This is a genomic window from Micromonospora sp. WMMD737 (assembly GCF_049179055.1).
Lineage (GTDB): Bacteria > Actinomycetota > Actinomycetes > Mycobacteriales > Micromonosporaceae > Micromonospora > Micromonospora reichwaldensis.
Map to the genome: position 1 here is coordinate 1,274,984 of NZ_JBMHMH010000001.1, position 25,688 is coordinate 1,300,671.

General features: G+C 72.7%; 20 protein-coding genes. 7 read left to right on the forward strand and 13 right to left on the reverse strand.

Features of this window, described 5'->3' with window-relative positions; all coding sequences use genetic code 11:
* Position 1: 1 nt before the first annotated feature.
* From ACN27A_RS04890 to ACN27A_RS04915, 6 genes are all read right to left on the reverse strand, one after another.
* Positions 2-964: an ornithine cyclodeaminase family protein gene (locus tag ACN27A_RS04890; RefSeq protein ID WP_421450078.1), complete on the reverse strand. Its 963-nt coding sequence runs from the start codon at positions 962-964 to the stop codon at positions 2-4.
* Positions 961-1,830: an HpcH/HpaI aldolase/citrate lyase family protein gene (locus tag ACN27A_RS04895; protein WP_421450079.1), complete on the reverse strand. Its 870-nt coding sequence runs from the start codon at positions 1,828-1,830 to the stop codon at positions 961-963. The genes ACN27A_RS04890 and ACN27A_RS04895 overlap by 4 nt, the downstream gene beginning before the upstream one ends.
* Positions 1,827-3,080 (reverse strand): aminotransferase class I/II-fold pyridoxal phosphate-dependent enzyme, encoded by a 1,254-nt coding sequence (locus tag ACN27A_RS04900; RefSeq protein ID WP_421450080.1) that lies wholly within the window; start codon positions 3,078-3,080, stop codon positions 1,827-1,829. The genes ACN27A_RS04895 and ACN27A_RS04900 overlap by 4 nt, the downstream gene beginning before the upstream one ends.
* Complete coding sequence (locus ACN27A_RS04905) at positions 3,080-3,886, reverse strand: cupin-like domain-containing protein (RefSeq protein WP_421458371.1); 807 nt, start codon at positions 3,884-3,886, stop codon at positions 3,080-3,082. Before ACN27A_RS04905 ends, ACN27A_RS04900 begins: the two co-directional genes overlap by 1 nt.
* A 101-nt stretch (positions 3,887-3,987) precedes the next feature.
* Positions 3,988-4,998 (reverse strand): 4-hydroxy-2-oxovalerate aldolase, encoded by a 1,011-nt coding sequence (gene dmpG / locus ACN27A_RS04910; RefSeq protein WP_421450081.1) that lies wholly within the window; start codon positions 4,996-4,998, stop codon positions 3,988-3,990.
* Positions 4,995-5,924, reverse strand: a complete 930-nt coding sequence (locus ACN27A_RS04915) for an acetaldehyde dehydrogenase (acetylating) (RefSeq protein WP_421450082.1) — start codon at positions 5,922-5,924, stop codon at positions 4,995-4,997. The genes dmpG and ACN27A_RS04915 overlap by 4 nt, the downstream gene beginning before the upstream one ends.
* A gap of 816 nt (positions 5,925-6,740) precedes the next feature.
* Between ACN27A_RS04915 and ACN27A_RS04920 the strand changes: the two genes are divergently transcribed.
* Positions 6,741-8,123 carry a hypothetical protein gene (locus tag ACN27A_RS04920; protein WP_421450083.1) on the forward strand — a complete coding sequence of 461 codons (1,383 nt, stop codon included), beginning with the start codon at positions 6,741-6,743 and terminating at the stop codon, positions 8,121-8,123.
* Positions 8,124-8,291: 168 nt separating this feature from the next.
* Here the strand turns inward: ACN27A_RS04920 and ACN27A_RS04925 are convergent, their stop codons facing one another.
* Positions 8,292-9,797, reverse strand: coding sequence for an aminopeptidase P family protein (locus ACN27A_RS04925; protein ID WP_132239850.1), 1,506 nt, complete (start codon positions 9,795-9,797; stop codon positions 8,292-8,294).
* Positions 9,798-10,149: 352 nt separating this feature from the next.
* Here ACN27A_RS04925 and ACN27A_RS04930 point away from each other — a divergent pair, with 352 nt between their 5' ends.
* Positions 10,150-11,175, forward strand: a complete 1,026-nt coding sequence (locus ACN27A_RS04930; RefSeq protein ID WP_421450084.1) for an alpha/beta fold hydrolase — start codon at positions 10,150-10,152, stop codon at positions 11,173-11,175.
* 199 nt (positions 11,176-11,374) lie between these two features.
* On the opposite strand, the gene ACN27A_RS04935 is transcribed toward ACN27A_RS04930, so the two are convergent.
* The 3 genes from ACN27A_RS04935 to ACN27A_RS04945 form a co-directional block, all read right to left on the reverse strand.
* A complete protein-coding gene (locus ACN27A_RS04935) occupies positions 11,375-11,803 on the reverse strand; it encodes a hypothetical protein (RefSeq protein ID WP_421450085.1) in 429 nt (142 codons plus the stop codon).
* A 257-nt stretch (positions 11,804-12,060) separates the two neighbouring features.
* On the reverse strand, positions 12,061-12,780 hold the full coding sequence (locus ACN27A_RS04940; protein WP_421450086.1) for a hypothetical protein: 720 nt from the start codon (positions 12,778-12,780) through the stop codon (positions 12,061-12,063).
* Positions 12,773-13,348 (reverse strand): RNA polymerase sigma factor, encoded by a 576-nt coding sequence (locus tag ACN27A_RS04945; protein ID WP_421450087.1) that lies wholly within the window; start codon positions 13,346-13,348, stop codon positions 12,773-12,775. The genes ACN27A_RS04940 and ACN27A_RS04945 overlap by 8 nt, the downstream gene beginning before the upstream one ends.
* Positions 13,349-13,525: 177 nt before the next feature.
* On the opposite strand from ACN27A_RS04945, the gene ACN27A_RS04950 reads away from it, so the two are divergent.
* The 3 genes from ACN27A_RS04950 (at position 13,526) to ACN27A_RS04960 (ending at position 18,192) form a co-directional block, all read left to right on the forward strand.
* On the forward strand, positions 13,526-15,346 hold the full coding sequence (locus tag ACN27A_RS04950; RefSeq protein ID WP_421450088.1) for a glycoside hydrolase family 3 protein: 1,821 nt from the start codon (positions 13,526-13,528) through the stop codon (positions 15,344-15,346).
* A 13-nt stretch (positions 15,347-15,359) separates the two neighbouring features.
* Positions 15,360-17,165 (forward strand): serine hydrolase, encoded by a 1,806-nt coding sequence (locus ACN27A_RS04955; protein WP_421450089.1) that lies wholly within the window; start codon positions 15,360-15,362, stop codon positions 17,163-17,165.
* A gap of 412 nt (positions 17,166-17,577) precedes the next feature.
* Complete coding sequence (locus ACN27A_RS04960) at positions 17,578-18,192, forward strand: winged helix-turn-helix domain-containing protein (RefSeq protein ID WP_421450090.1); 615 nt, start codon at positions 17,578-17,580, stop codon at positions 18,190-18,192.
* Between the two features lie 88 nt (positions 18,193-18,280).
* Here ACN27A_RS04960 and ACN27A_RS04965 read toward each other — a convergent pair whose 3' ends face one another.
* Positions 18,281-22,663 carry a S8 family serine peptidase gene (locus tag ACN27A_RS04965; protein WP_421450091.1) on the reverse strand — a complete coding sequence of 1,461 codons (4,383 nt, stop codon included), beginning with the start codon at positions 22,661-22,663 and terminating at the stop codon, positions 18,281-18,283.
* 357 nt (positions 22,664-23,020) lie between these two features.
* Here ACN27A_RS04965 and ACN27A_RS04970 point away from each other — a divergent pair, with 357 nt between their 5' ends.
* On the forward strand, positions 23,021-23,500 hold the full coding sequence (locus tag ACN27A_RS04970) for a winged helix-turn-helix domain-containing protein (RefSeq protein WP_421450092.1): 480 nt from the start codon (positions 23,021-23,023) through the stop codon (positions 23,498-23,500).
* Here the strand turns inward: ACN27A_RS04970 and ACN27A_RS04975 are convergent.
* The gene (locus tag ACN27A_RS04975; RefSeq protein ID WP_421450093.1) at positions 23,492-24,259 is read right to left on the reverse strand and encodes a YqjF family protein; all 768 of its coding nucleotides are present in this window, start codon (positions 24,257-24,259) and stop codon (positions 23,492-23,494) included. The genes ACN27A_RS04970 and ACN27A_RS04975 overlap by 9 nt on opposite strands.
* A 53-nt stretch (positions 24,260-24,312) precedes the next feature.
* Positions 24,313-25,032: a CPBP family intramembrane glutamic endopeptidase gene (locus ACN27A_RS04980; protein WP_421450094.1), complete on the reverse strand. Its 720-nt coding sequence runs from the start codon at positions 25,030-25,032 to the stop codon at positions 24,313-24,315.
* A 62-nt stretch (positions 25,033-25,094) separates the two neighbouring features.
* Here ACN27A_RS04980 and ACN27A_RS04985 point away from each other — a divergent pair, with 62 nt between their 5' ends.
* Positions 25,095-25,688, forward strand: coding sequence for a TetR/AcrR family transcriptional regulator (locus tag ACN27A_RS04985; protein WP_421450095.1), 594 nt, complete (start codon positions 25,095-25,097; stop codon positions 25,686-25,688).

The window sequence follows — 25,688 nt, forward strand, 5'->3', positions numbered from 1 at the left end:
CCTACGCCACGGACGCCGCCCCCTCGTGCAGCGCCACGGCGGCGGCGGTGTCCTCGATGGCCATCCCGACCGTACGCAGGACCGATGTCCGCCCGCCGACGCGCACCCCGCCGGTGACCAGCGTGCCCAGCTCGTGCAGGTCGTCCACGCCGATCAGGCCGGCGGCCAGGGCGGCGCGCACCTCACCGGCGCCGTCCAGCGCGGCGGTGCGCTCCTCGACGACCGCCACGGCGTCGGCCAGCAGGGCGGGGTCGAGTTCGATCGCGTCCGGGTGGGTGCCGCCGATGACGTTGACGTGCGCCCCGGGCGCCACCCAGTCCGCCTCCACCAGCGGCGTGTTGTCGCTGGTGGAGGTCGCCGTGCAGATGATCGCCGCGTCGGCGACGGCGGCCTTGGCGCTGTCGCAGACGCTCGCGTGCACCGGGTGGGGCACGGCGTCGCGCACCCAGTCGGCGAACTGCTCCGCCCGGTCCCGGGTCCGCGAGAACACCCGTACGCTGCGGATCCGGCGCACCGCCGACACGGCGCGCACCAGCGACCGCGCCTGCACCCCGGCCCCGATGACCGCGAGGTCCTCGGCGTCCTCGGCGGCGCACCAGCGGGCCGCCAGGGCGGCGACCGCACCGGTGCGCACGGCGGTCAGCTCCGCGCCGTCGAGCAGGGCCGTGATCTGCCCGGTGGCCAGGTCCGTCAGCGCGACGACCCCGTGGATCAGCGGCAGGCCCCGGCCGGGGTTGTCGGGGGTGAGCGTGGTGATCTTGACACTGCCCACCCCGCGCCGCTCCCAGACCGCGGGGCTGACCAGCAGGACCCGCTGGGGGCCGTGCTCGATGACGGTGCGCGCCGGGGAGTCGGTCCGGCCGGCGACCAGGTCCGCGAACATCTCGCCCAGCGCGTCGATCACCCGCACGAGCTGGGGCGTGCCCGCCATCTGTGCGGCGTCGACCGTCACCGGCCCGGTCATCCGGCAGCTCCCTCGGTGCCGAAGCGGGCGGCCCAGGCGTCCTCGCGCGACACGGTGGCGCGGGCCATCCGGGCGAACGGCGGGCCGACCATGTTGCCGTCCAGCACGGCGATCCCGCCGTTGGCCGCCCGTACGGCGTCGGCCACCCTGCGCGCCAGGCGCAGGTCGTCGGCCTGGGGGCGCAGCACCCGGTTGATCTCGTCGAGCTCGCCCGGGTGCACCGTCGCCTTGCCGTGAAAGCCGAGCGCCCGCACGCGGGCGGTCTCCTGCGCCAGGACGGCCGGCTCGGCGAGCCGGAAGTTGGCGGTGTCGATGCAGGCGGTGCCGTGGCGGGCGCAGGCCAGCGCCATCGCCTGCCGGGCGGCGAGCATGGCCTCCCAGGTGATCTCGACCCCGAGCGTGGCGGCCAGATCGGCCGAGCCGAGGACCAGCCCGTCACTCGCCCCGGCGATCGCGTCGATCTCCGTGACCGCCTCCACGGTCTCCACCGTCACGTAGATCTCCGGGTGGGCGTCCGCGCTGGCCAGGATCTGCCGCAGCAGGGCCACCTCGGCCGCCGACGTCACCATCGTCATCATGACGATGCCGGGCCGCACCGAACACTCCGTGAGGGCCACCAGGTCCTGCACCGCCGCGACGCTGCCCAGCTGGTTGATGCGCACCGCGACGTTCTCCGGCCGGGGCGCCTTCTCCAGGGCGGCCCGGCACACGGTGCGCGCGGCCGGCTTCTCGGCCGCCGGTACGGAGTCCTCCAGGTCGATCAGGTGCACGTCCGCGTCGTAGGACCACGCCTTGACGACCCGGTCCAGCGACAGCGCCGGGGTGTAGAGGATGCTGCGCGGGATCGCCCGCGCGGCCCCGGTCACCGGGTCACCGGCTCGGGTCGCGCGTCGGCCGGGCGGGCGCCCGCCTCGACGAGCACGGAGCACAGCCGGGTGATCTGCTCCTCGGTCTGGCCCGCGCGCAGCATGACCCGCAGCCCGGCGGTGCCGCGGGCGACGATCGGGAAGAACACCGGCGAGGTGTAGAACCCGGCCGCGAAGACCCGCTGGGCCGCCTCGACGACGGTCTCGTCGCTCATCGGCACGACCCGGATCGGGTACGTGCTGCCGGACTGCTCGGTGGCCAGCAGGGAATCGAACAGCGCGATGTTGGCCCGCAGCCGCCCCTGCAACCGGGTGAGCTCCTCGGTGCGGTGGATCTCCGCCGAGGCGAGCGCGGCGCCCACGGCGGCGGCGTTCATCTTCTGCGAGTAGCCCAGGGGTCCCGCGAAGCGTTCGACGATCCGCCGCGTCTCCTTGGGGAAGCCGTCGAGCAGGATCGCCGTGCCGCCCGCCCCGAAGCCCTTGCTCAGGGTCGCGACGGTGATGGTGCGGTCGTCGCGCACCGGGCAGTGCGACCGGACGTAGCCGATGCCGCGCTCGCCGTACGCCGACAGCGAGTGCGAGTCGTCGTAGAAGACCATCATGTTGTACTTGTCCTGCAGCACGGCCAGTTCCTCGACGGGCGCGTAGCCGCCGAGGCTGTCCGAGCCGTCCACGACGTAGCAGACGCGTTCGTAGGTGCGGCACATGTCCTCGAGGTAGTCGAGGTCGTGGTGGCGGCAGGTGACGACCTCGGACTCGTCGGCGCAGTTCGGCTTGGCGTTGGCCATCGACACGTGCGCGTTCTTGTCGAAGACCATCAGCGGCCGGGTGCCGTTGCCGAGGTGCCCCGACGCGATCAGCGGCAGCAGGCCGGTGCTGGCCGCCGCCGTGGAGATCGCGCTGATCACCATGGCGTCGAACAGCTCGCCCAGCGACTCCTCCAGCTCCAGCAGCACCGTCGTCTGCACGCGGGTGCGCGGGATGCAGTGGTCCAGCACGCCGAAGCGGCGCAGCGCGGCGACCGCCCCGTCGATCACCTTGGGATGGGTGTCGAGGTCCAGGTAGGAGCAGACGGTGAAGTTGACGAACTCGTGGCCGTCGGCCATCCGGAACACGCCGTCGGAGAGGTCGCCGACGATGCCCGCGACCCCGTGCTCCTCGGACATGTTCCAGAAGGTGTTCCCCACACCGATGAGCTTGTCGTTGTTGCGGTAGCGGTGGGTGGGGGTGATGGACTTGCGCTCGCTCATCAGGAGTTCACCTCGGTGGGCTTGTAGCTGTAGACACCCTTGACCCTCCGGTAGGCGTACGTGTACAGCGCGACGCCGAGCGCGTGCGGCCTGCGGAGGATCTTCTTCGACTTCAGCCAGAAATTGACGTTGATGTTCATCTCGTCCAGCGACTCGGCCTGGTGCCACCAGCCGAGCGGCAGGTAGAGCATGTGGCCCGGTTCGAGGACGAAGTCACGGCGCTGGGCCAACTTGGGCGCCACCCTCGGGAAGCGCGCCAGGTCGACGTTGTCCAGGTCGAAGACCTGGGACTTGTCCCCGAAGCCGCGCAGCACCGAACGCGGATAGTACTCGCGGGAACCGGGCGGGGCGATGATGAACCGCTTGCGGCCCTCCAGCGCGATGTTGAAGTTCTCGAACTCGTCGAAGTGGTTCTTGGTGAACACGCCGCGGTGGCTGATCCACAGGTTCGCCGCGTACAGCGAGTCGCCGTAGCCGAAGAACTTGTCCGCGTCGAAGCCGATGACGGCGTTCACGTCGGCCGGGCTGTTGCGGATGTTCGACACCACCCGGTGCCACGTGCCCGGGGTCTTCAGGTGCCGCTCGTCGGCGAAGAAGTCGCGCAGCTTGATGTCGCGGGTCTCCCAGCGCCCCGGGTGGTTCTTGTCGCCCGGCTCGGTGAACAGGGTGACGGTCATGTCGGCCAGCCGGCTCGCCACGCCGTCGCGGCCGAGCCCCTGCACGTCGGGCGGCAGCGCGATCACCACGGGCACGTCGGCCTTGAACAGGCCGCCGGGGCCGACGGCCATGAACTCGTCGAAGGTCATGCGGGCCACGGGGACACCCGCCGACCCGTTCGCGTTGGACACTGCGTCCGGAACTCCCATGTCGCCTTTCCTCACTGCTGAGGGCCGCGGTGCGCGGCCGGTCACGCGTTGGCCCTGCGGGCGCTCAACTCCGCCACCACGTCCACGATCAGGTCCTCCTGGCCGGCGATGGCCTGCCGCCTGCCGAGCTCGAAGAACACGTCGCGCGCGTCGACGCCGGCGCGGCCGGACAGCTCGACCACCCGGTGCTTGAACCCGGAGAACACCCCGGCCAGGCCGCTCACGATGGACATCGAGGCGGTGACCGGAGGTGCGGGCATGAGCTCGCGTTCCGCGAGGTCGGCGGCGTCGAGGAGCGCGTACAGGTCGATGCCGGTCGCGAAGCCGCTGCGCTCCAGCACGGGGACGAGCACTTCGAGCTGGGTGTTGCCCGCCCCGGCGCCGAAGCCCCGCGCGCAACCGTCGATGATCAGGGCGCCGGCCCGCGCCGCGGCCACCGAGTTGGCGACGGCCATGCCGAGGTTGTCGTGGCCGTGGAAGATCACCGGCGTGTCGACCGCCGCGGCGATCGCGCCGATCCGCGCGGTGACGTCGTCGGGCAGGAAGTGCCCCGCCGAGTCCATGATCCCGACCGCCTGCGCGCCGTACGCGACGGCCTGCGCGGCGTGCTCGGCCAGCTCGGCGGGGGACGCCATGTGGCTCATCATCAGCACGCAGTGCGCCTCGGCGCCGGCCTCGCGCAGGACGTCGAGGTGGCGCTCGGCCAGCGACGTCTCGGTGGCGTGCACGCCGATGCGGACGACGTCGGCGCCGTGGCCGATCGCGCGCCGCAGGTCGTCGGAGGTGCCCCAGCCCGGCAGCATGAACACGCCCATCCGGCTGTGCCGCAGCGCCTCCCGGACCGTCGACAGCATCTCGTCGTCGCTGACCGCGGCCTGACCGACCTGTAGGGACGACGCGCCGAGACCGTTGCCGTGGCCGACCTCGACCACCGGGATCCGCGCCGCGTCCGCGGCCTCCGCGTACCGGCGCAGGGCGACGGCCCCGAGCTGGTGGCGGACCGCGTGCTGGCCGTCGCGCAGCGTCGGGTCGTGGATCACGACGTTCCTCATCGGGCCGCCTCCGTCCGGGCGCTGCGGCCCAGCCGGGCCGCGTGCTGCTCGGCGACCAGGATGGCGGCCGAGTTGATGATGTCGAGGTTGCCCGCGTACCGGGGCAGCACGTCGCTGTGGGCGGTGACCTGGAGGGCGACCGTCACCCGGTCGTCGACCACGGTGCAGGCGGTCACCGCGTAGCCGGGGGCGAACGACCGCACCTGCTCGGCCACCGGGTCGACCGCCGCGCGCACCGCGGCGACGTCGGCGCCGGGGATCCGCGCGTGCACGGCCGTCCGGAACGTCGCCGGCGGCACCGCCGGGCTGATGTTGAGGATGGCCTTGACGTCGCGTACGCCGGAGAACGTCGTGACGGCGTGCCGGGTCGTCGCCACGTACTCGTCGAGGTTGAGCCGGGTGCCGCGGCCCGCGACGTCACTGGCCACCGTCGAGACGACCTCGATGTAGCTCACCGGGAAGCGGGCGGCGAGCGCGTGCGCGACCGGGATGGACGCCTGACCGCCGCAGCTGATCAGGTTGATGTTGCGCCCGGTCGTCGCCTCCACTCCGGTCACGGTCGGCACCACCATCCGGCCCACCCTGCTGGGCGTCATGTCGACCACAAGCGTGCCGAGCGGCTCCAGCAGCGACCAGTGGCGCAGGTGCGACGCCGCGTTGGTGGCGTCGAAGACGACGTCGAACGCGTCCCCCGCCGCCAGCACGGCGTCGATCCCGGCGGCGCTGACGGGGTAGCCGAACCGCTCGGCGTGCCGCAGGCCCGCCGAGTCCGGATTACGCCCGGCCACCAGGCGGCAGTCCAGCAGGGCGGATCGGTGGACCTTGCTGATCAGGTCCTGGCCGATCGCCCCGGTGCCGATGACGGCGACGGTGGCGGGTTCGACGACGCGGACCTCGGCGTCGGTCACGTCCGCGGTGAGACTCAAGGCGTGCCTCCAGGGCGCCGGAGCCGGCCGGTCCACGACCGCCGGGCGAGGGATGGGATGCGGGTGCCCGGACGACCCGCGCGACGTCCACGGCGGCGCGGCCGCCCTCGGGGCGTCGCGGTCGGTGGATGGTCGGGATACGGGTGCGCCGGGCGGATGTCGGAACACGTCGTGACCGGGAGTCGTTCGGCGGAATCCGTTCGGCCGGAATTGCCGAGTCGAACAACAATCGGACATATACCTTGATCTCAGAAGTCTCGACGTATCAACCGAAGAAGCCCCCGTTTACCTGCACGACAACCAATGCGGCCGTTGCGCTCAGTCAGCCGCAGCGTTCCGTCGGCATCGAAGCTATCAGATGGCCACGCCGAGTGGACCCGGCTGTTACGTCACTCTCGCGACAGTCCAGGCTGGAGTGTGAACCGTCACAGAGCCCGCGAACGGGCCACGTGCGGCGGCAGCCACCCGATTCACCCGCGGCACTTCGGAGGGCCTCCGGGCAGGTCGTACGCCAGAGCTGCCCGCGCGGTCGCCCGGCGGGTCACCGATCGTCGCGCGGCGCCGACGGCACTTCGCCCTCGACGCCGCCACGACCATTTGCGACTATCCTCGTCAGCTCCACCGTGCCGGCAATTTCGGACGGTCCGGCCGAATTGTCGACGGCGGTGTATCGGCAGATCGAAAGGGGGAGGGAATGGCACGTCCGCCCACCCGCCGACGAAGCTCGACCGGCGCCGGACGACCATCGCCGCCGCGCCCACTGCCGGTCCCGCCCGCCCCGAACCGGACGCGCCACCCGCCCCGAGAGGACACACCATGACGACCACCCGGCCGCCCGCAGTGAGCAGGTCGCCACTGGGCCGCGCGTACGCCGAGCACGTCGCCCGGAGCGCGTCGACGGACGACCCGACGGCCGCCGCCCTGGACTCGGTCATCCTCGAGCCGTACCGGGAGCGGTTCATGAGCGCCCCCGCCTTCCTGGCGGAGAGCGAGTGCCGGGCCGTCGCCCGGGACCTGCGCACCGTCTACGACCTGCTGCGCGCCCTGCCGGAGCGGGTGTTCGACGGGGACCTCACCGCACTGGCCGAGGCCGTCGGCATGGATCCCCGGCAGACGGCGCTGATCACGCGCGGCGCCCGCGTCGGGTCGCTCGTCCCGCTGGGCCGCGCCGACCTCTACCACGACGGCGCGGGGTTCCGGCTGCTCGAGTTCAACCTCACCAGCGCCCTCGGCGGCTTCGAGTCCGCCGACATCAACCGGGCGATGCTGGCGTACCCGCCGCTGCGGGAGTTCGTGGACCGGCACGGGCTCCGCTACCCGGACACGCTGGGCTGCATCGTGCGGATGATGTACGCCGAGTGCGCCCCGATGATCCCCACGGACCGGCCGCCCGTCGTCGCCGTGGTGGACACGACGGAGAACTATGCCGTCGTGGGCGGCCGGCTCGAGGTGTTCGCCGAGCTGCTCGCCGGGTACGGGATCGAGGGGATCGGCTGCCACCTCGGCGAGTTCACGTACCCGCAGGGCCGGCCGACCGTGGCGGGCCGCGCCGTCGACGTCGTCGTGCGCTACTTCCTGCCCGAGGACCTGGCCGACCCGGCGGCGGCCGCCCAGGTGGAGCCGCTGCTGGTCGCCGCGGAGCAGGAGAAGGTCGGCCTGTTCAGCCGCCTGGACGCCGAGCTGTACGGCAACAAGGGCACCCTGGCCATGCTCTCCGACGACCGGCACCGGCACCTGTTCGACGCCGACGAGCTGGCCTGCCTCGACCGGCTCCTGCCGTGGACCCGGCACGTACGCCCGCGCGGCACCGATCCCGAGGGGGCCGAGGTCGACCTGCTCGCCTACGCCCGGGCCCGGCAGGACGAGCTGATCCTGAAGCCGACGCTGCTGCACGGGGGCAACGGCGTACTGGCCGGGTGGACGGTGGGCGGCGACGAGTGGCAGGCCCGGCTCGACGCCGCGCTGGACGGCCCGTACGTGCTGCAACGCCGGGTCCGACCCGCCGCCGAGCCGTTCGCCGACGGCGCGGGCGGCGTGCGGGACCTCTATCTCAACTGGGGGGTCTACCTGGCCGACCGCGACGTCGTGGGCGAGGACGGCTACGCCGGCTGCCTCGTCCGTGGCAGCACCGACCCGGGTGTCGGGGTGGTCAGCATGGCCGGCGGCGCGAAGATCGGCTGCACCTTCCACGGCGGCTGAGCGCCCGTCGCCGGCCGGGTGCGGCCGGCGCGCGCGTACCGCCGCCCGCCGGGCACCGGATCGCGGTGCCCGGCGGGCTCAGCGGTGCGCGACGGCCGGTGGGGCCGGCACGACCGGGCGCTGCGCGCCCGCACGTGCCGGTCGCTCGGTCGGTCGGTCGCGGGGTGCTCAGGCACCCGCGCCGGAGCGCACCCGGTCGATCCAGGCCTCGACGTCGTCGGCGGTACGCGGCATGGCCGACGACAGGTTCTCGTGACCGTCCTCGGTGACCAGCACGTTGTCCTCGATCCGGACGCCGATGCCGCGGAACTCCGCCGGCGCCAGCAGGTCGTCGGCCTTGAAGTACAGGCCGGGCTCGACGGTCAGGATCATCCCGGGCTTCAGCTCGCCGTCGTTGTACTCCTGACGCAGCAGCATCTGGCAGTCGTGCACGTCCATGCCGAGGTGGTGGGAGGTGCCGTGGACCATCCACCGCCGGTGCCAGCCGCCGCTCTCCCGGTCCAGCGTCTGCTCGAGGGTCACGCCCTCGGGCAGCAGCCCCCACTCGTGCAGCCGCCGGGCGATGACCACGTTAGCGGCGGCGTGGATGTCGCTGAACTTGTTGCCCGGCTTGACCGCCGCCAGGCCGGCCTCCTGCGCCTCCAGGACCGCCTCGTAGATCTTGCGCTGCACGTCGGTGAAGCGGCCGGTCACCGGGAGGGTGCGCGTGATGTCGGCGGTGTAGAGGGAGTCGACCTCGACGCCGGCGTCCACCAGGATGAGGTCGCCCTCGCGGACCGGACCGGTGTTCTTCGTCCAGTGGATGGTGTTGGCGTGGTCGCCGGAGGCGCAGATGGTCTCGTAGCCGATGCCGTTGCCGTCGTGGCGGGCGTACAGGCCGAAGAGACCCTCGACCCACCGCTCGCCGCGCTCCTTGCCGACGGCCTCGGGCAGCCCGGCGATGATGGCCTCGAAGCCCCGGTGGGTGGCGGCGATCGCCTTGCGCATCTCGCCCACCTCCCACTCGTCCTTGCACAGTCGCATCCCCGACAGGTGGCGGGCCAGCTCCTCGTCCGCCTCGTGCTGCTGGGTGACCGACGCGGGCGTCTCCGCCTGGGCCCGGGTCTCGTCGACGAGCCGGGCGAGCTCGCCGTCGGCCCCCCGCACCACGCGCACCACGGTCGCGCCGGCGTCCTTGGCCAGGACGTCCGGGAGCGAGTCGATGTGCCGGGTGCCGATGCCCAGCCGCTGCTCGATCTCGCGCATCGTCGGGCGGGGTCCGACCCAGAACTCGCCGAACCGGGAGTCCGCGAAGAACTCCTCGCTGTCGCGCGGCGCGAGCGGCCGGAAGAACAGGATCGCCTCGTGGCCGTCGGGCCTGGGGTCCAGCACCAGGACGCTGTCGGGCTCGGTGTCGAACCCGAGACCGGTCAGCCAGGCGAAGGCCGTGTGCGGGCGGAACGTGTAGTCGGTGTCGTTGCTGCGCACCTTGAGGCCGCCGGCGGGGATGATGAGGCGCTCGCCCGGGAACCGGCGTGACAAGGCCGCCCGGCGGCGGGCCGCGTGCTCGGCGACCTCCGCGCGCGGGACAGGTGCCGCATCCGTACTGGCCCAGCCGGAGGCGATGAATGCGCGGAACGCGTCGCTCGTCGGGGTGTTACGGTGGCTGGCTTTCACCTGCTCGTCGCTTGTCATGGCCGATATCCTGCCACGCGCCGCGGAGCCACGGCAAAGCTGCCGCGACCCTCGACTGTGGCCCGTGGAGCGCCCCGGCGGCAGGCGTGGTCGCGGTCGTCACCGCCGGGCGTCCGGCGCGCAAGCGGGTATCGACGTTTGTGTCCACGGCACCCGCCGGAGAGTTTTGCCGAAACGCCACAATCGATCGACGTCTTGACATCCGTTGTAACATTTCCGAAGCCGCTCGATCGGCATCCGTGGCGCGCTTGTGAACGCCGCCGTTTCCGCTTTGTTTGATCCGACCGCCCGATGCGGTCGCCAACTCACGGAAAGCGAAGTGTCCATGCAATTGTCTGCGTTGAGTTCTGCGGTGAAGACAGCTTTCGGCAGTGATTCGCGTCGTCGGGGCAGGCGGATCGCCGTCGCGGCCGCGCTCGGGGTGGCGCTCGTGGGCGGGGCGGGCGCGGGTGCCGCGGCCGTGGCCCCCGCGCCGCCGCCGGAGCCGGCCACGGCGCCCGTCGGCGGCCACGGCGTACGCCAGGGCAACGTCACGGTCGACGGCGCGACCCTGCGTTACACCACAAGCGGAAGCGGCTCGCCGCTGGTGCTGCTGCACGGCTGGCCGCAGACGTCGTGGGTGTGGCACAAGGTGCTGCCCAGCCTCGCCCAGCAGCACACCGTGATCACGTTCGACCTGCCCGGCCTGGGCGCCTCCACCGCCCCGGCCGGCGGCTACGACAAGGCCACCACGGCGCGCCGGATCCGGCAGGCGGTCAACCAGCTCGGCTTCACCCAGGTGGCCCTGATCGGTCACGACCTCGGCGCCATGGTCGCCTACAACTACGCCCGCGACTTCCCCACCGAGGTCACCCGGATCGGCGTCGTCGAGAGCCCGCTGTCGGGATTCGGACTGGAGAACTTCTACGGAATCAGCTGGCACTTCCTCTTCAACGCCTCACCCGCGCCCATCCCCGAGCGCATCATGGACAACGAGGACGTCCCCACCTATCTGGGAATGCTCTTCGACCGCGCGCAACATCCGGCGGCGATCGACCGCAACGTCTACTACCGCGCGTATTCCGACCCGGCGAAGCGCACGGCGGGATACGAGTACTACCGGGCGTTCAAGGCCGACGCCGCCGACAACCAGGCCCACGCGCAGTCGAAGCGCCTGACCATTCCCGTGATGGCCATGGGCGCCCAGTCCGTGTTCGGACCCGCCGTGGCCGCCTCCTACCAGCAGGTGGCCGACGACGTCCGCACCGTCGTGGCCCCCGACACCGGCCACTGGATCGCCGAGGAGAACCCGACCTTCTTCAGCGCCTGCGCGTTGCTCTTCTTCGGACCCTCCACCGGCACCCCGTCCAGCCCCGAGCTGACCGGCTGCGCCCCCTGACCTGAGCCCCTCCCGCACGTACCGCGCCACGGCGAGGGCGACCTGCGTCGACCCGGGCCGGTGGTGGCGACGCCACCGCCCCCTCCGGTCGACCCGGCCGCCCTCGCCGTGGCGTCGGCGTACGTCGCCGGCCCGACCGTGGAACTGGCGATCGCGGAGGAGCGGGAGCGGCCGCGGCCGACGCCCCCGGCACGTCGGCCTAGCTGTCCGCGTAGACGAGGTCCAGCACGTCGGTGCGCCCGGACCAGCGCAGTTCGAGGTGCCAGCAGCCCGCCTGCGGCAGGTCGACGATCGACGGCCCCGGACCGCCGGCGACCTCCCGGGTCACCCGGGTTCCGGCGCCGTCCAGGGTCGCGGTGATCCGCAGGGCGTCCGGGGTGGTCGCGGCGGGGGGCGTCGCGGCGGGACGGGCGACCCAGAGGATCTTGTTGTTCGTCCCGTGCTTCCTGGACCGGCTCAGCGGGTGTCCGAACAGCACCGCGACGATCTCGCCGCGCGCGCCGAGGACGTGCGGCGTCCGGGTGCTCCCACTGAACCCGGCGTCCGCCCAGTCGGGCAGCGGCCCCGTCTCGACCCGGGAACCGCAGCCGGTGGTGGCGCCCGCGACCGCGCCGGCCGACGCCGTCACGGCCGGTGAGGCGGCCTGCGGGGCGGCCGTAGAGGTGGCCTGCGGACCAGCCGGGGAGGCGGCCTGCGGGGCGGGCCGTCCCGCTGTCGTACACCCGGCCACCAGGAGCACTGCCCCCAGCAACACCCTGCGCGCTGAACCCATCTCACGCCCTCCCGACGACCTGCTCGTGCTTTCCCACTGTCGGGACACCGGCCGGCGCCCCCGGGTTCCCGACCCCGGCCCCCGGGTGGTGGGCCCGGGTCGGCACGACCGCCCTAACCCAGCGACCTGGCGATCTCGATCGCCTCGGAGCGGGTGAGGTCGCCCTCGATGCGGTAGCTGACGTCGCGCCCCTGCCAGATCAGGGTGGCGGCGGCGAGCCGCGCGGTCTCCACCCGGACGACGCCGGTGCGATCCACGTAGGAGACGGGGTGCGGGGCGCCGATCCAGACGGCGAAGCCGCCGTCGACCTGGACCCAGCTGGCACCCGCCGCGCTGCTCTCCTTGTGGAAGGCCAGGTCGAGGCGGCCGTCGAAGGCGTCGATGCGCAGCGCTCCCCCGCGGTAGAGCAGCGTCGCCACCCGGCAGTAGCCCGCGCCGTCGGGGTCGGCGACCAGCACCTGCTCGGGCGGGCCCAGCCTCGTCGGGGTGCGGACGGGGAAGCGCACCTTCCGCTGCGCCTCGGCCACGGTGGCGGGCCGCTGCGTCGGCAGTGGCGAGGCCGCGCCGGTGGGACGCGCCGGGTCGGGCGTCGTGGCGATCGTGATCCCGGCGAAGCGCAGCAGCCCGGCGGCGGCGTCGGCGAGGGCGGCGCGCCCCGGCGGCAGCGCCGCCACGACCAGGGCGGCGAGTGCCGCGGCGACGAGGTGGCGCCACCGCCGTCGCCTCGGCGGGGGCGCGGCGAGGCGTGCGCGTACCCGGGCGGTCACGTCGGGCGGGTCGGGCGTCTCCAGCCAGGCGGCGAGGTCGCGCAGTTCGCGTTCGAGGTCATCCACGGCGCACCTCCGCGACGTCGAGCAGGGCGCGGAGCTTCGCCAGTGCCCGGGAGGTCCGCGACTTCACCGTGCCGCGCGGCCAGCCCAGCATGGTCACGGTCTCGTCCTCGCTGAGGTCGAGGAAGAACCGGCACACGATCACCTCACGGTCCTTCACCGGCAGCGAGCGCAGGGCCCGCACCAGGGTGGCCCGGCGCTCCCCGGCGAGGACGGCCTCGACGGCGGCGTCCTCGCCGATCTCCGCGGGCGGGTTCGCGACGGCCGCGCGCAGGGCGAGCCCGTCGCGCCGGCCGCGCGACCGGTGCAGGTTGCGGGTCTCGTTGGCCACGATCGCCAGCAGCCACGACCGGAACGACGCCTCTCCCCGGTAGCGGGAGATCTTGCGATGGCCCTTCACGAACGCCTCCTGGATGACGTCCTCCGCGTCCGGACCCGCGCCGAGCAGCACCGCCGTCCGGTACGCGGACGCGGTGTGCCGGGCGACCAGGAGTTCGTACGCCTCCAGGTCGCCCGCCCGGGCGCGGGTGACCAGGTCTTCGTCGTTCAGGGGTACCTCCGATGGGGACACGTTGATGACACCACCGGCGCCCTGCGGGTTCCGCCGCGTCGCGAAAAAGGTGTCCGGTCGCGTCCTTCGCCGTGCCGCCGGCCGCGCCGGAGTCCGGCCCGGTCTGTAGCAATCCTTCTTGACGATTCATCGATGCGTAGCTAAGTTTCAGCCATCCGGACTGAGAGGTCGTCGTCGATGAAGGCCCGACTCGTTACCGCGACCGTCCTGGTGGTCACCCTGTCGACCACCCTCGCACCGCTGCCCGTCCAGGCCTCCGCCACACCCGCGCGCCCGCCTGGCGGCGAACACGGCTGGGTCACCTCGACGCTGCGGCACATGAGCCTGGTGCAGAAGGTCGGCCAGCTCTTCGCCACCTACGTCTACGGCGCCGACGCCACCGCACCCTCGGCCGCCGACCGCGCCGCCAACCGCGCGGCCTTCGGCGTCGAGACGCCCGCCGAGGTCGTCGACGAGTTCCACCTCGGCGGCGTCTGCTACTTCTCGTGGTCGCACAACCTGGACAGCCCGCGCCAGATCGCCACCCTCTCCAACGGGTTGCAGCGAGCCGCCGTCGGCGACGGCGCGAAGGGGCGGGTGCCCCTGCTCGTCTCCACCGACCAGGAGCAGGGCGTGGTGCTGCGCATGCCCGCCCCCGCCGCGCAGTTCCCCGGGTCGATGGCCCTGGGCGCCGGGCGGTCGCCCCGGGCCGCCCACGAGGCGGCGAAGATCACCGGACGCGAGCTGCGCGCGGTCGGCATCCACCAGCCGTACGCGCCGATCGCCGACGTCAACGTCGACCCCGGCAACCCGGTGATCGGCGTACGGTCCTTCGGCGCCGACCCCCACCTGGTGTCCGAGCTGACCGCCGCCCAGGTCGCCGGGTTCCAGGACGGCGCCGGCGTGACCGCGGTGGCGAAGCACTTCCCCGGCCACGGCGACACGGCCACGGACAGCCACACCGACCTGCCGGTCATCGACCACACCCGACAGGAGTGGGACCGGATCGACGCGCCGCCCTTCCGGCGGGCGATCAGCGCCGGCGTCGAATCGATCATGACGGCGCACATCGTGGTACCCGCGCTCGACCCCTCCGGCGACCCGGCCACGCTGTCGCCGTCGATCCTCACCGGCGTGCTGCGCGGCGAGCTCGGCTTCCGGGGCGTCATCGTCACCGACGCGCTGAACATGGCCGCCGTGCGGCGCAAGTACGGCGACGACCGGGTGCCCGTGCTGGCGCTCAAGGCCGGCGCCGACCAGCTCCTGATGCCGCCGGACCTGCGGCTGGCCCGGGACGCGGTGCTGCGGGCCGTCGCCACCGGCGAGCTGACCGAGCGGCGGGTCGACGAGTCGGTCCGGCGCATCCTCGCCATGAAGTACCGGCAGGGCCTCGCCCGGTCGCCGCTGGTCGACGTCGAGCAGGCCGTACGCACGGTCGGGGCGTCCGAGCACCTCGCCGCCGTCGCGCGGGTCACCGACCCGACCCTCACCGCCGTCCGCAACGACGCGGGGCTGCTGCCGCTGGACCCCGCACAGCGCTCGGTGCTGGTCACCGGCTGGAACAGCGCCGCCTTCGCGCCGGTCGAGACCGTCGCCGACGGGTTCACCGCCCGTGGCGCCCGGGCCACCGCCCGGCCCGCGACCCTGCCCTCGGATCAGACGATCGCCGCGACGGCCGCGCTGGCGGCCGGGCACGACCTCACCGTCGTGCTGACCAACAAGGCGTGGGACACGACCGTCACCGATCCGCGCGGCACCCAGCGGCGGCTCGTCGCCGCGCTGCTCGGCACGGGGAAGCCCGTGGTGGTGGTCGCGGTGCGGGACCCCTACGACGTCGCCTACCTGCCGGGCGTGACCACCTACCTGGCGACCTACTCGTACACGCGGGCGGCGATGGACGCCCTCGTCCGCGCGCTGCACGGCGAGTTGTCCCCCCGTGGGCGGCTTCCCGTCACGATCCCCACGGCCGAGGGCGCGGGCACCGTGCTCTATCCCTACGGCCACGGCATGAGCTGGTAGGAGGCAACCCACCATGTCGTCGCTCCGCCCACCCGCGCTCCGACCACTCGCGATCGGCCTGACCGTGGCCGTCCTGGGCGCGGCGCTGCCGGCCACGGCGGCCGGGGCCACGCCGCCGCCGGCCGGCTCGGCGCCGCCTGTCGTCACGCCCGCCGACATCCACTTCCGGGACGACACGCTGCGGCCCGGCCACGCCCGCCAGGTCGGCCTGCTCCCCGAGCACGTGGACCGCATGCCCGCCGACCTGGCGACGTATCTCGCGCCGACGCCGGACCACCCCGGCCATCCCGCGTACGCGGGCGCCGTGGTCCTGGCGGCCAAGGACGGCGTGGTCGTGCAGCACGCCGCGGTGGGTGCCGCGGTGAAGTACGCCGCCGTCGGCCCGCCGCCCGGGCTGGCAGGGGTGGAACTCCCCGCCGACGAGCAGCTCCCGATGCGGCCCGACACCATCTTCGACCTGGCGTCGGTGTCGAAGCTGTTCACGACCATCGTGGTCATGCAGCAGGTCGAGCGGGGACGGGTGGACCTCGACGCGCCGGTCGCCCGCTACGTCCCGGAGTTCGCCGCCGGCGGCAAGGCGGCGGTCACCGTACGGATGCTGCTCACCCACACCTCGGGTCTGCCCGCCTTCGTCCCCCTGTGGAGCAGGTACCCGACGCCGGCGGAGCGGTTCGCCGCCGCGCTCGCCACGCCGCTCACGCCCGGCGCGGAGCCCGGTACCCGGTACGTGTACTCCGACCTCGGGCTGATCGCGCTGGGCGTGCTGGTGCAACGGGTGACCGGCCGCCCACTGGACGCGCTCGTCGCCGACGGCGTCACCGCCCCGCTGGGCATGACCGACACCGGCTACAACCCGGGACCGCAGCGACGGTCGCGGATCGCCGCCACCGAGTACCAGCCGTACGCCGGACGGGGCATGGTCTGGGGTGAGGTGCACGACGAGAACGCGTGGTCGCTCGGCGGCGTCGCCGGGCACGCGGGGGTGTTCTCCACGGCGGCGGACCTGGCCGTGCTCTGCCAGTCCCTGCTCAACGGCGGCGAGTACCGGGGGCGCCGCATCCTGCGGGCGGACACGGTGCGCGCGATGCTGGTCAACTACAACGCCCCGCTGGAGCAGGCCTACCCCGAGAGCGATCGCGGGCTGGGCTTCGAGCTCGACAAGCACTGGTACATGATGGGGCTCTCCTCCCCGGTGGCGTTCGGGCACACCGGCTTCACCGGAACGTCGATCGTCGTCGACCCGCTCGCGCACTCGTTCGTCATCCTGCTCAGCAACCGGGTACACCCCGATCGCGGCTGGGGCAGCAACAATGTCGCCCGGCGCGCCGTCGCGCGGGATCTCGCCGAGGCGATGCCGGTGCGACCCCGGTCCCGCGAGGCGTGGCGGGCCGACCCGCGCGACCTCGCGACCGCCACCCTCACGGCCCCGCTGCGCCGGCCGGCGCAGGGCGGCACGGCGAGCTTCCTGCTCTGGTACGACACCGAGCCCCGCTTCGACAGCGCCCGCTTCGAGGTCTCCACCGACGGCGGAGCGACGTGGGCTCCGGGACGCCTGCTGCTGCGCCACGCCGACCGGCGGTGGAGCAGCGACGGCACGGTCACCGGCCACGGCGGCCGGGTCTGGTGGCAGGTCTCGGTCGAGTTGCCCGACCGGGCGACCCACCTGCGCTTCAGCAGCACCACCGACGCCTCCAGCCAGGGTCGGGGCGTCTACGTCGACCGGATCGTGGCGGCGGACCGCGACGGGTTGCTCTTCCAGGGCGAGGGCGCCGACGCCGCCCGGCTCGTCCCCGTCGGCTGGTCGCCTGCCCGCGCCTGACCGGGCCACGGCGCGCGCCCCGGCCCGCGTCGACCGGGCCACCAGCGCCGGCACCAGAAGCTCACCGCCCGGCCCGGTGCCGCGGCGTCGGCCGGAGTCTCGAAATCGCCGGCGGCACCGGCCGAGGCGTGCCGATTCGCCGGACCGACGCGGGGTTTCCGACCGCACCTGCCGGGCCATTGTCGGTCGCCGAAACCCGCGCATGCGGAGAACACATCGCGCCGAACAGGGTCAAGCCACCATGAAGGGCCACGACCCGACTCGGCCCGCCGAATGCAGTCAATTTATCGACGCCTACGCGTCACCGTTCTTAACCGGAGCGAGACGAGCCACCACTAGGGTCAGTGAACCTATTGATCAGCGTCGTGGCTGAATCTGTCCCCGGGTGGGTGGGGAACCGGAAGGGGTGGGAATGAGGGGGGTGGCTCCGCTGGTCATCGGCATCGCCTCCTCGCCGGCCGAACGCAGGCAGCTCGCGCGTCTGCTCGGTGGGACCGAGGCGTTCCTGATCGTCTCGAGCGTCGACCAGGCGCGCACGTTCCTGGGCGTGCCCGGCACACCGGCGCTGCCGCCCGTGCCCGTCGTGACGACCCCACGCGTCGTGACGACCGAATCGGTCGTGACGGCCGGACCAGTGGCAGCCGGACCTGTCGTGACGGCCGGACCGGTCGTGACGGCCGGACCAGTGGCAGTCGGACCTGTCGTGACGGCCGGGGCCGGGCAGCGTGTCGGGACGCCGCCGGCCGACCTGAGCGTCGACTCCGACCGCCGGGTGCTGCGCTGGCTGGACCGCGAGGTCGAGCTGACCCGCCTGGAGCACGACTTCCTGCGGTGCCTGGTCGGCGCGCCCGGTCAGGTCTGGACCTACGAGCGGCTGCACCTCGAGGTCTGGGGCAACGTGCACCTCGGGCGGGGCTCCGACATGCACTCGGTGGTGCGCCGGGTGCGGCGCAAGCTCGCCCGGCTGGGCGCCTCGGCGTCGATCCACGCGGTCCGCGGGGTCGGCTTCCGGCTCGCGTCGATCTGACCAGTCCCGCCTCATCGAGGCCCTCCGACGCGGTCCGGCCCGCCTGGTCGCAACCAGGCGGGCCGGATCTGTCAGCTGACGGTCGGCGTCAGCAGCGCACGGGAGACAACGCGAAGTCCTCCACCGTGGGGGTGGTGGTGTTGATCCTCGTCTGCCGGGTCTGGGGCTTCCAGCCGTCCTTGGCGACGATCATCGTCAACGGGTTGTTCCGCCGGTCCAGCCAGTAGGCGTACTTGCCCTCGGCGTCCGTGGAGAACCTCCAGGACATCGCCCACGAGTCGACCTGGACGGTGGCACCGGGGAGCGGCGAGCTGGCACCCTGGCAGCTCGTCCCGGTGACCGTGCCCGTCAGCTTGCCCCAGGTGGTCGGCTGCAGCACGTTCATCGTGACCGCGACCGGCTCCACCGTGTACGGGGTGTTCTCCTTGATGGCGACCGAGGCGGTGTAGGTGCCGGGCTGGTCCACGTTCGCCGTCATGCCGACGTTGACCGTGACGGCCTCGCCCGGCGCCAGGGTGGCCGCCGTCTTGTCGATCGTCATCCAGCTGACGTCGGCGGTGCTGACGGCGCACTCCTCGAAGCCGGGCAGCGCCTCGCTGTCCCGCGTCGCGGTGAAGCCGCCGGAGGAGCCGCCGACCTTGTAGAAGCCGCACGCCGCGCCGCCGCGGTAGCGCGCCGTGTTGGCGTTCGGCAGGCTCGACCACGAGGAGGTGGCCGGGTCGTAGGCGAAGCCCACGTTGGTGATGGCGCCACCCTGCGAGCCGCCGACGACCAGGAACTTCCCGTTGGCCACGGCGAACGAGCTGGCCCAGTTGTCGGCCGGCGCGTCGGCGATGGCCGTCCAGGTGTTGGCGCCCGGGTCGAAGGCGTAGCTCGCCTTCTGCGCCGCGGAGCCGTCGTTGCCTCCGGTGCAGTAGACGATGCCGTCGATCCCGCCGCAGGAGAGGAAGGCCACCGACTTCGGGTAGTCCGCCAGGGTCTCCCAGCTGTCGCTGGCCGGGTCGTACCGCACGACGTCGTTCGACATCGGCGTGCAGGACGCCGTGGTGCAGCCACCGACGGCGTACAGCTTGCCGCCCGCGACCGCCTGACCCGCGGCGGAGCGCGGCGCCGGGTTGTCGGCCTTCTCCGTCCAGGTGTTGGCCGCCGGGTCGTACGACCAGGTGGTGCCGTCCGGGCCGGCCGCCGCCCAGCCGCCGGTCGCGATGATCTTGCCGTCCAGGACACCCACCGTCATGGCGGTACGCGCGCCGGGCAGATCGGCGATCGCGGTCCAGGTCTGCGCGACCGGGTCGTAGGCGTAGTTCTTCGCCGAGGACGCCGAGCCGGTGCCGCCGGCGATGGAGTACACCTTGCCGCCCAGGTTGACCACCCGGTTGTCCATCACCACGGCCGGGTAGTTGGCGATGTCGGTCCAGGGCGCGGCCTGCGGGCCGGCCTCGGGCGACGCCGCCGCCGTCGACTTGCCGGACGTCTTCGCCGCGAACGAGGTCGGGACCTCGAGCCGCTGCACCGGCGCGCCCTGGGAGCCGAGCACCTCCTGCTCGCTCATCCGGGACCCGTCGGCCCGCAGCAGCTCGAACCCGCCGGGGCGCTCACTGAACTCGACGGAGACCGGGGCCCCGCCGGTGTTCGTCACCGTGAACGCCTTGGTGACCTTGCCACTGGGCATCCGGGCCGTACCGGTGACCTGGGCCGGCTTGACCGACAGGCGGCCGGCCGCGAGCTGGAAGTTCGCCGCCGTGGCCCAGTCGGCCTGGACGTCGACCTGCTTGCTCTGGCTGACGTAGTTGCCGGCCCGGGCGGTGAACGTGTGGGTGTCCGTCAGCGTCGAGAACAGCCAGTAGAAGCCGTCCGCCAGCCCCGGGTCGCCCGGGGTCGCCACGGTGGTGGCCTTCTCCGCCGGCCGGTCGTCGCTGGTGACGGTGGCGCCGTTGACGTAGCCGTTGTCGTTCTTGTCGCGGACGTGGCCGAGCACCAGGCCGCCGTCGATCGGCGTGCAGGTGAGCTGGCTGCCGATCAGGACGTTGTCGATCGACCACCACCACTCGTACGAGGCGTCGTAGTAGCGGAACCGCACCCGCGCCTGGGCCTGGCCCGCAGCCTGCGGGATGGCGATCTCGGTCACCTTCGGGCCACGGACGTCGGCCGCCTGCCGGAGCACGTTGGTCCACGTGGTCCCGCCGTCGAGGCTGAGGTCGACGTCGGCGCGGTCGCTGCCCAGCCAGTTGTAGTCCTGGTTGAACCGGATGACCGGTGCGGTGACGCCGGTCAGGTCGACGACCGGGCTGACGAGCGAGGTGTCCTGCTTGCCGCCGGAGCCGTACTCGTCGCTGTCGACGATCGCGAAGTTGCCGGTGCCGCCGGTCAGGTTGCCCCGGGCGCCGTCGTCCGTGAACTTCCAGACCTGGCCGCTGGCGGCGTGGTCCACCACGGACCAGCCGGCCGGCACGGTGCTGCCGTCGAAGGTCTCGTACTCGCCGTCGGAGCCGAAGCGGTAGCCGGGTGCGGTCGTGCAGGCGTTGGTCTGCACCGGCACCGCCACGTTGGCCGTGGCGTTACCCGTGCCGACCACGACCTGCTTGGTCACCGTCTGGTAGCCCGGGTACTGCGACTCGACCTTCAGGTCGTAGGTGGCGCCGGCCGGCAGCTTGAGGCTGTAGCGGCCGTTGACGGGGGTGGTGTAGTCGGACACGCCCGACGGACCCTGCACGGTCACCTTCGCGTAGAGCGGCCAGCCGTGCCCGGAGCCGTCGGTGACGGTTCCGCTGACGGTGACGCTCGGCACCGCCGTCAGCGCCACGTCGACGGTCGTGGTCGCGTTGCGGGCGACCGTGGCCGGCGTGGTCTTCGCCTGGTAGCCGAACGCCGCCACGGCGACCTGGTAGTCGCCGGCCGGGAGCAGGGACGAGTACGTCCCGTCGGCCCCGGTGGTCAGCTCGCGGTCAGCCGCGCCGGTCAGGGTCACCGTGGCGCCGGCGATCGGGGCGCCGGTGGTCGCGTCCGTGACCTTGCCGGCCAGGGTGCCGGTGTCGCCGATCGGGGCGGCGCCGAGCAGCGCGAGCGCGTCCAGGCGGCCCTCGCCGAACACGTTGTTGTCGTCGGTGGTGCCGCCGCACTGGGTGTCGGCCTTGTCGATCGCCGAGTTGTCCAGCAGCGCGCGGGTGGCGTTGACGTCGCCGACGAGCGCCGGTGCGGCGGACCACAGCAGCGCGATCGCGCCCGCGAGGTGCGGGGCGGCCATCGAGGTGCCGTTGTAGCTGGCGTAGCCGCCGCCCGGAATGCTCGACCGGACGTTCACGCCGGGCGCCGCGATGTTGGGCTTGATCTCGCCGTTCTGGCCGGCGCCGCGGGCGGAGAAGCTGGCGATGTTGTTGTTGACGTCGTAGGCGCCGGCGGAGTAGTTGCTGACCAGGCTGCCCGGTGAGCCGCTGGTCTGGCAGGCCGATCCGCTGTTGCCGTTGGACCAGACGCCGAAGATGCCCGACGCGGTCCAGGCCAGCGTGACGTCCTCCATGAACGGGTCGTTGGAGGGCAGCGTGGTTCCCCACGAGTTGTTGATGATGTTCGGGCGCTTGCTCGCGTCCGGGTTCTGGCCGTTGAGGTCAGTCGGCTCGAGCATCCACTGGCCGGAGGTGACCAGCGCCGCGTCGCTCGGGCAGCAGCCGTTGGCCGCGATCCACTTCACGTCGGGTGCGACGCCGATCTGGTTCGCGCCGGCGGAGCCGGCCATCGTGCCCATGGTGTGCGTGCCGTGGCCGTTGGTGTCACAGGGCGCGGCGCAGGAGCCGGTGGCGCGGTACCAGTTGTAGTTGTGGTCGAACGTGCCGTCGCCGTTGTTGCCCCGGTAGGAGTTCACCAGCGCGGGGTGGTCGAACTGGACCCCGGTGTCGATGTTCGCCACCGTGATGCCGGCGCCCTTGGCACCGTACTGGGACCAGACGTCGTCGGCGTTGATGTTCGCGATGCCCCACTCGAGGGCGTTCACCGTCTTCTCGTCGGTGCCCTCGGAGACCTCGGGCACCTTGTAGGCGACCGGGGCGTACAGGCCCTCGACCTCGGCGTGCGCGGCGAAGCTCTGCGCCATCGTCAGGGAGCCGCCGCTGACCTTGATCGCGTTGGTCGCCCAGAAGGTCTCGTACTTCGTGCCCGTACCGTCGAGCTCGGCCCGGATCTTGGACTGGCTGCCGGCGGCGGTCTTCTTCAGGGCGTCCGCGACGGCGGTGCCGCGCTTGGCCCAGTCCTTGATGGCGGCGGCCTGGCTGAGGTCCGCCTTGTCCTTGAAGCGGATCCAGAAGTCGCCCTCCGTCTTGCCCTGGAGAGCCTTCGTGAGCTCCGGCCGGATCTTGTCGGACGGGGAGGCCTGTGCGCCTGACCCTGTCGCGGCCAGGCCTGTCGCGGCGAGGATCATCGCCGCGCCGGCGCTGACCAGTGATCTGGCCCAGCGCCTCGTGGGTGGACGTGTGAACATTCGGTGGTGCCTCCTCCAGAACGACCCAGAGTGGAACGAGCCATGATGGAGGGTGCAGGGGCTCGTCTCCGTTCGGATGAGCGGGATCCGGCCCCTCCATGCCCCCCAAGGCACCGCGCGGGTCACGCCGGCTGCCCGTCTGGACACTATGATCGACAAGAATGGACGATCAAGGACTTGCCGTAAGCAATTTGTCACTAGCCGTTGGCCGGCGAATGGGGAGCTTGCCAACGATTGTCACGGTCCTGACGAAGATGGGCAGAGGCTGTCCATAGTTTCCGGGTGGGTGCTGTGGGGGCACGCGACGAAAGCACTGCGTCGGGCGGACCAGATCCGGCCGACGAACCATTTCCGCTGGTGATCGCGGTGACGCCGTCGGCGGCCGAGCGGATACGACTCGCGGAACGGCTGGACGGGGTCGCGCCGCTGCTGCTGGTCGCCGACCTCGACGAGCTGCGCCGACTGATCGCGGTTCCGCCGGGGCCCGCCCCGACGCCGTCCGCGCGCCCGCCGGGCGCCGACGACGACGCGCTGCTGATCGACTCGGCCCGGTCGACGGCCCGCAGCCGGGGCCGCGAGATCGGCCTGACGCGCCTCGAGCACGACCTGCTGGCCTGCCTGACCACCGAGCCGATCCGGGTGTGGAGCTACGCCGAGCTGCACCGCTCGGTCTGGCGTGACGAGGGCCGGGAACGCAGGGCGGACGTGCAGTCCCTGGTCAAGCGGCTGCGCCGCAAGCTCCACGAACTCGGCACCGGGGTGGCCATCGACGCGGTGCGCGGCGTCGGGTTCCGGCTGACCGACCATCAGCAGCCGAAGGTCAGCGGTTCAGGATGACTGCCTGACTTGGGCAGTCCGGGCCCGGCCCCGCGCGACCGGGGGGCCGAACCGGACCGGTACGCCGGGGGAATACAGCACGCTCACCGGCGCCCCGGCGGGCGGCGGCAGCCCGGCGGCGGCGACCAGGTCGTCGTCCAGGTGCAGCAGCTCCGCCCGGTGCAGCGGCCAGCGCGGATGCCAGTTCGGCAGGTGCAGCGTCCGCCCGTACGCCCGGGTGTGCAGCCCCCAGCGGGCGGTGACGAAGTGCTCCAGCGGGGTCGGCTCGGCGACCGGCTCCCCCACCCGCACCACCATGCGGCTCGTCGCGCCCACCGGGCCGGGCCAGCGGCGCCGGCACCGGTAGGTGTAGCGGTCGCCGTCCCGGTCCAGCCGCATCGCCGACCACATGTACGGCAGTCCCAGGGTCACCCGGGCGACCAGCACCGGGACCAGCCGCGACGCGTCGAGCGAACGGAACACCACGGCGCGCCGGCCGGTGTCGTCCACCGAGTAGAGCCGGACGTTGGTCTCCCAGAAGCTGCCGAAGTACGGGATCCCCGGCCCCCTCCCGAGGCCCAGCCCCACCATCCGGAAGCCGATCAGACCGACGTGGCTGACCCCGTCGAGGGTGTCGGGGCGGGTGCCCTCGGGCAGCAGCGGCGCGACGAGTTCCGGCGCGACCGCCCAGTGCAGGAACGTCAGGTCTTCCCAGCGCTGCCGCAGGATCCCCCGCCGGAACGCCTGCTCGGGCGCGGCGTCGACCGGCTCGATGTGCACGTACCCCATCCTGCCCCCACGTCGGCGGGCGGCGTCACGCGGGCGGCGGCCGCTCAGGCGGCCTCGGCGGCGAAGGCCAGGGCGACCAGGGTTCCGTTGCTTACGGCGTGGGCGAGGATCGGCACCCAGAGGTTGCGGTGACGGTGCAGGAGCCAGGCGAAGAGCAGGCCGGCTAGCAGCGCGCTGATGGTGTTGAAGACGCGGGGCAGGTGGACCGCGGCGAATAAGAACGCCGACAGGACGATGGCGGCCACGGCGGGCAGCCGACCGGCGAGCCCCTGGTAGAAGACGCCCCGGTAGAGGATTTCCTCGTACAGCGGGGAGGCGACGGCGCCGAAGGCCAGCGCGAAGGTGAACTGCGCCAGCAGGCTGCCGACGGGATACCCGCCCTCGCCGCCGCCACCCTCGACGAGCGCCGCGGGCAGGGCCAGCACGAGACCGAGGGTGAGGGCGGCCTTGGCCAGGCCCCAGCCGATCGCGGCGCCGACCTGACGGCGCTCGGGGCGCAGGAGCCGGAGAGGCCGGGCGACGGCGCCGAAGCGGTGGCGGACGACGGCGAGGCCGACCGCCAACTGCGTACCGTTGATCAGGATCCAGGCGATGCTCGACGCGGTCATCTCCGACATGCCCAGCCGGGCCGGCCCTTGGGCCAGGAAGTCCGCCACCGCCGAGTTGGCCAGCCCGATGCCGACGGCGAACACGAGGGCCATGTCGACGTAGCTGAACCGGGGGGTGTCGACCCTGAGGGCGGGATCCGGGTGGAGGTCGCTCATGCCGTCGAGATTAGGTCGCCCGACCTATATCGGTCAAATGACCGATCATCTATGATCGGCCTGTGCCCAAGCTTGTGGATCACGAGGAGCGACGCCGGCATCTCGGCGCAGCCGCCTGCGTCGTACTGGGACGCGCGGGTTCCGTCGGGATGACGGTCCGGGCCGTCGCCAGCGAGGCCGGGATGGCCCTGGCGACCGCCCAGCACTACCTGCCGACCCGCGAACTCATGGTCCGGGCGGCCATCGACCACCTGACGGCCCGCGTGGTGCGGCGGGCACGCACGATCCCCGCCGGCTCGATCACCCTGGACGTCATCCGCCAGGCGGCGTGGCAACTCGTACCGCTGGACGCCGAGCGCGCCTTCGAGGCGCGGGTGTGGCTGGTCCTCACGGCGGAGGCCCTGGTCGACGAGGGAATCGCGGCGATCCTCACCGAGAGCGAGACCGTTCTTCGGGGCAACCTCGAACGGCTGCTCACGCTCGGCAGGGCGCAGGGCGGGATCGGCGCGCACGTGGACGCGCGCGCCGAGGCCGCCGCGCTGACCAGCCTGTTGGACGGCATCACCGTACGGGTCCTCACCACGGGCCTGGATCCCGCCGACGCCCGTAGGGAGATCGACGCTCACTTCGCCCGGCTCACGCCGGGGCGTGGGTAG

Excerpts from the sequence above, each read along its gene's own strand:
- ACN27A_RS04890 (WP_421450078.1), bottom strand. The coding sequence starts at position 964 with ATGACCGGGCCGGTGACGGTCGACGCCGCACAGATGGCGGGCACGCCC.
- ACN27A_RS04900 (WP_421450080.1), bottom strand. The coding sequence starts at position 3,080 with ATGAGCGAGCGCAAGTCCATCACCCCCACCCACCGCTACCGCAACAAC.
- ACN27A_RS04905 (WP_421458371.1), bottom strand. The coding sequence starts at position 3,886 with ATGACCTTCGACGAGTTCATGGCCGTCGGCCCCGGCGGCCTGTTCAAG.
- dmpG (WP_421450081.1), bottom strand. The coding sequence starts at position 4,998 with ATGAGGAACGTCGTGATCCACGACCCGACGCTGCGCGACGGCCAGCAC.
- ACN27A_RS04920 (WP_421450083.1), top strand. The coding sequence starts at position 6,741 with ATGACGACCACCCGGCCGCCCGCAGTGAGCAGGTCGCCACTGGGCCGC.
- ACN27A_RS04925 (WP_132239850.1), bottom strand. The coding sequence starts at position 9,797 with ATGACAAGCGACGAGCAGGTGAAAGCCAGCCACCGTAACACCCCGACG.
- ACN27A_RS04950 (WP_421450088.1), top strand. The coding sequence starts at position 13,526 with ATGAAGGCCCGACTCGTTACCGCGACCGTCCTGGTGGTCACCCTGTCG.
- ACN27A_RS04955 (WP_421450089.1), top strand. The coding sequence starts at position 15,360 with ATGTCGTCGCTCCGCCCACCCGCGCTCCGACCACTCGCGATCGGCCTG.
- ACN27A_RS04960 (WP_421450090.1), top strand. The coding sequence starts at position 17,578 with ATGAGGGGGGTGGCTCCGCTGGTCATCGGCATCGCCTCCTCGCCGGCC.
- ACN27A_RS04965 (WP_421450091.1), bottom strand. The coding sequence starts at position 22,663 with ATGTTCACACGTCCACCCACGAGGCGCTGGGCCAGATCACTGGTCAGC.
- ACN27A_RS04980 (WP_421450094.1), bottom strand. The coding sequence starts at position 25,032 with ATGAGCGACCTCCACCCGGATCCCGCCCTCAGGGTCGACACCCCCCGG.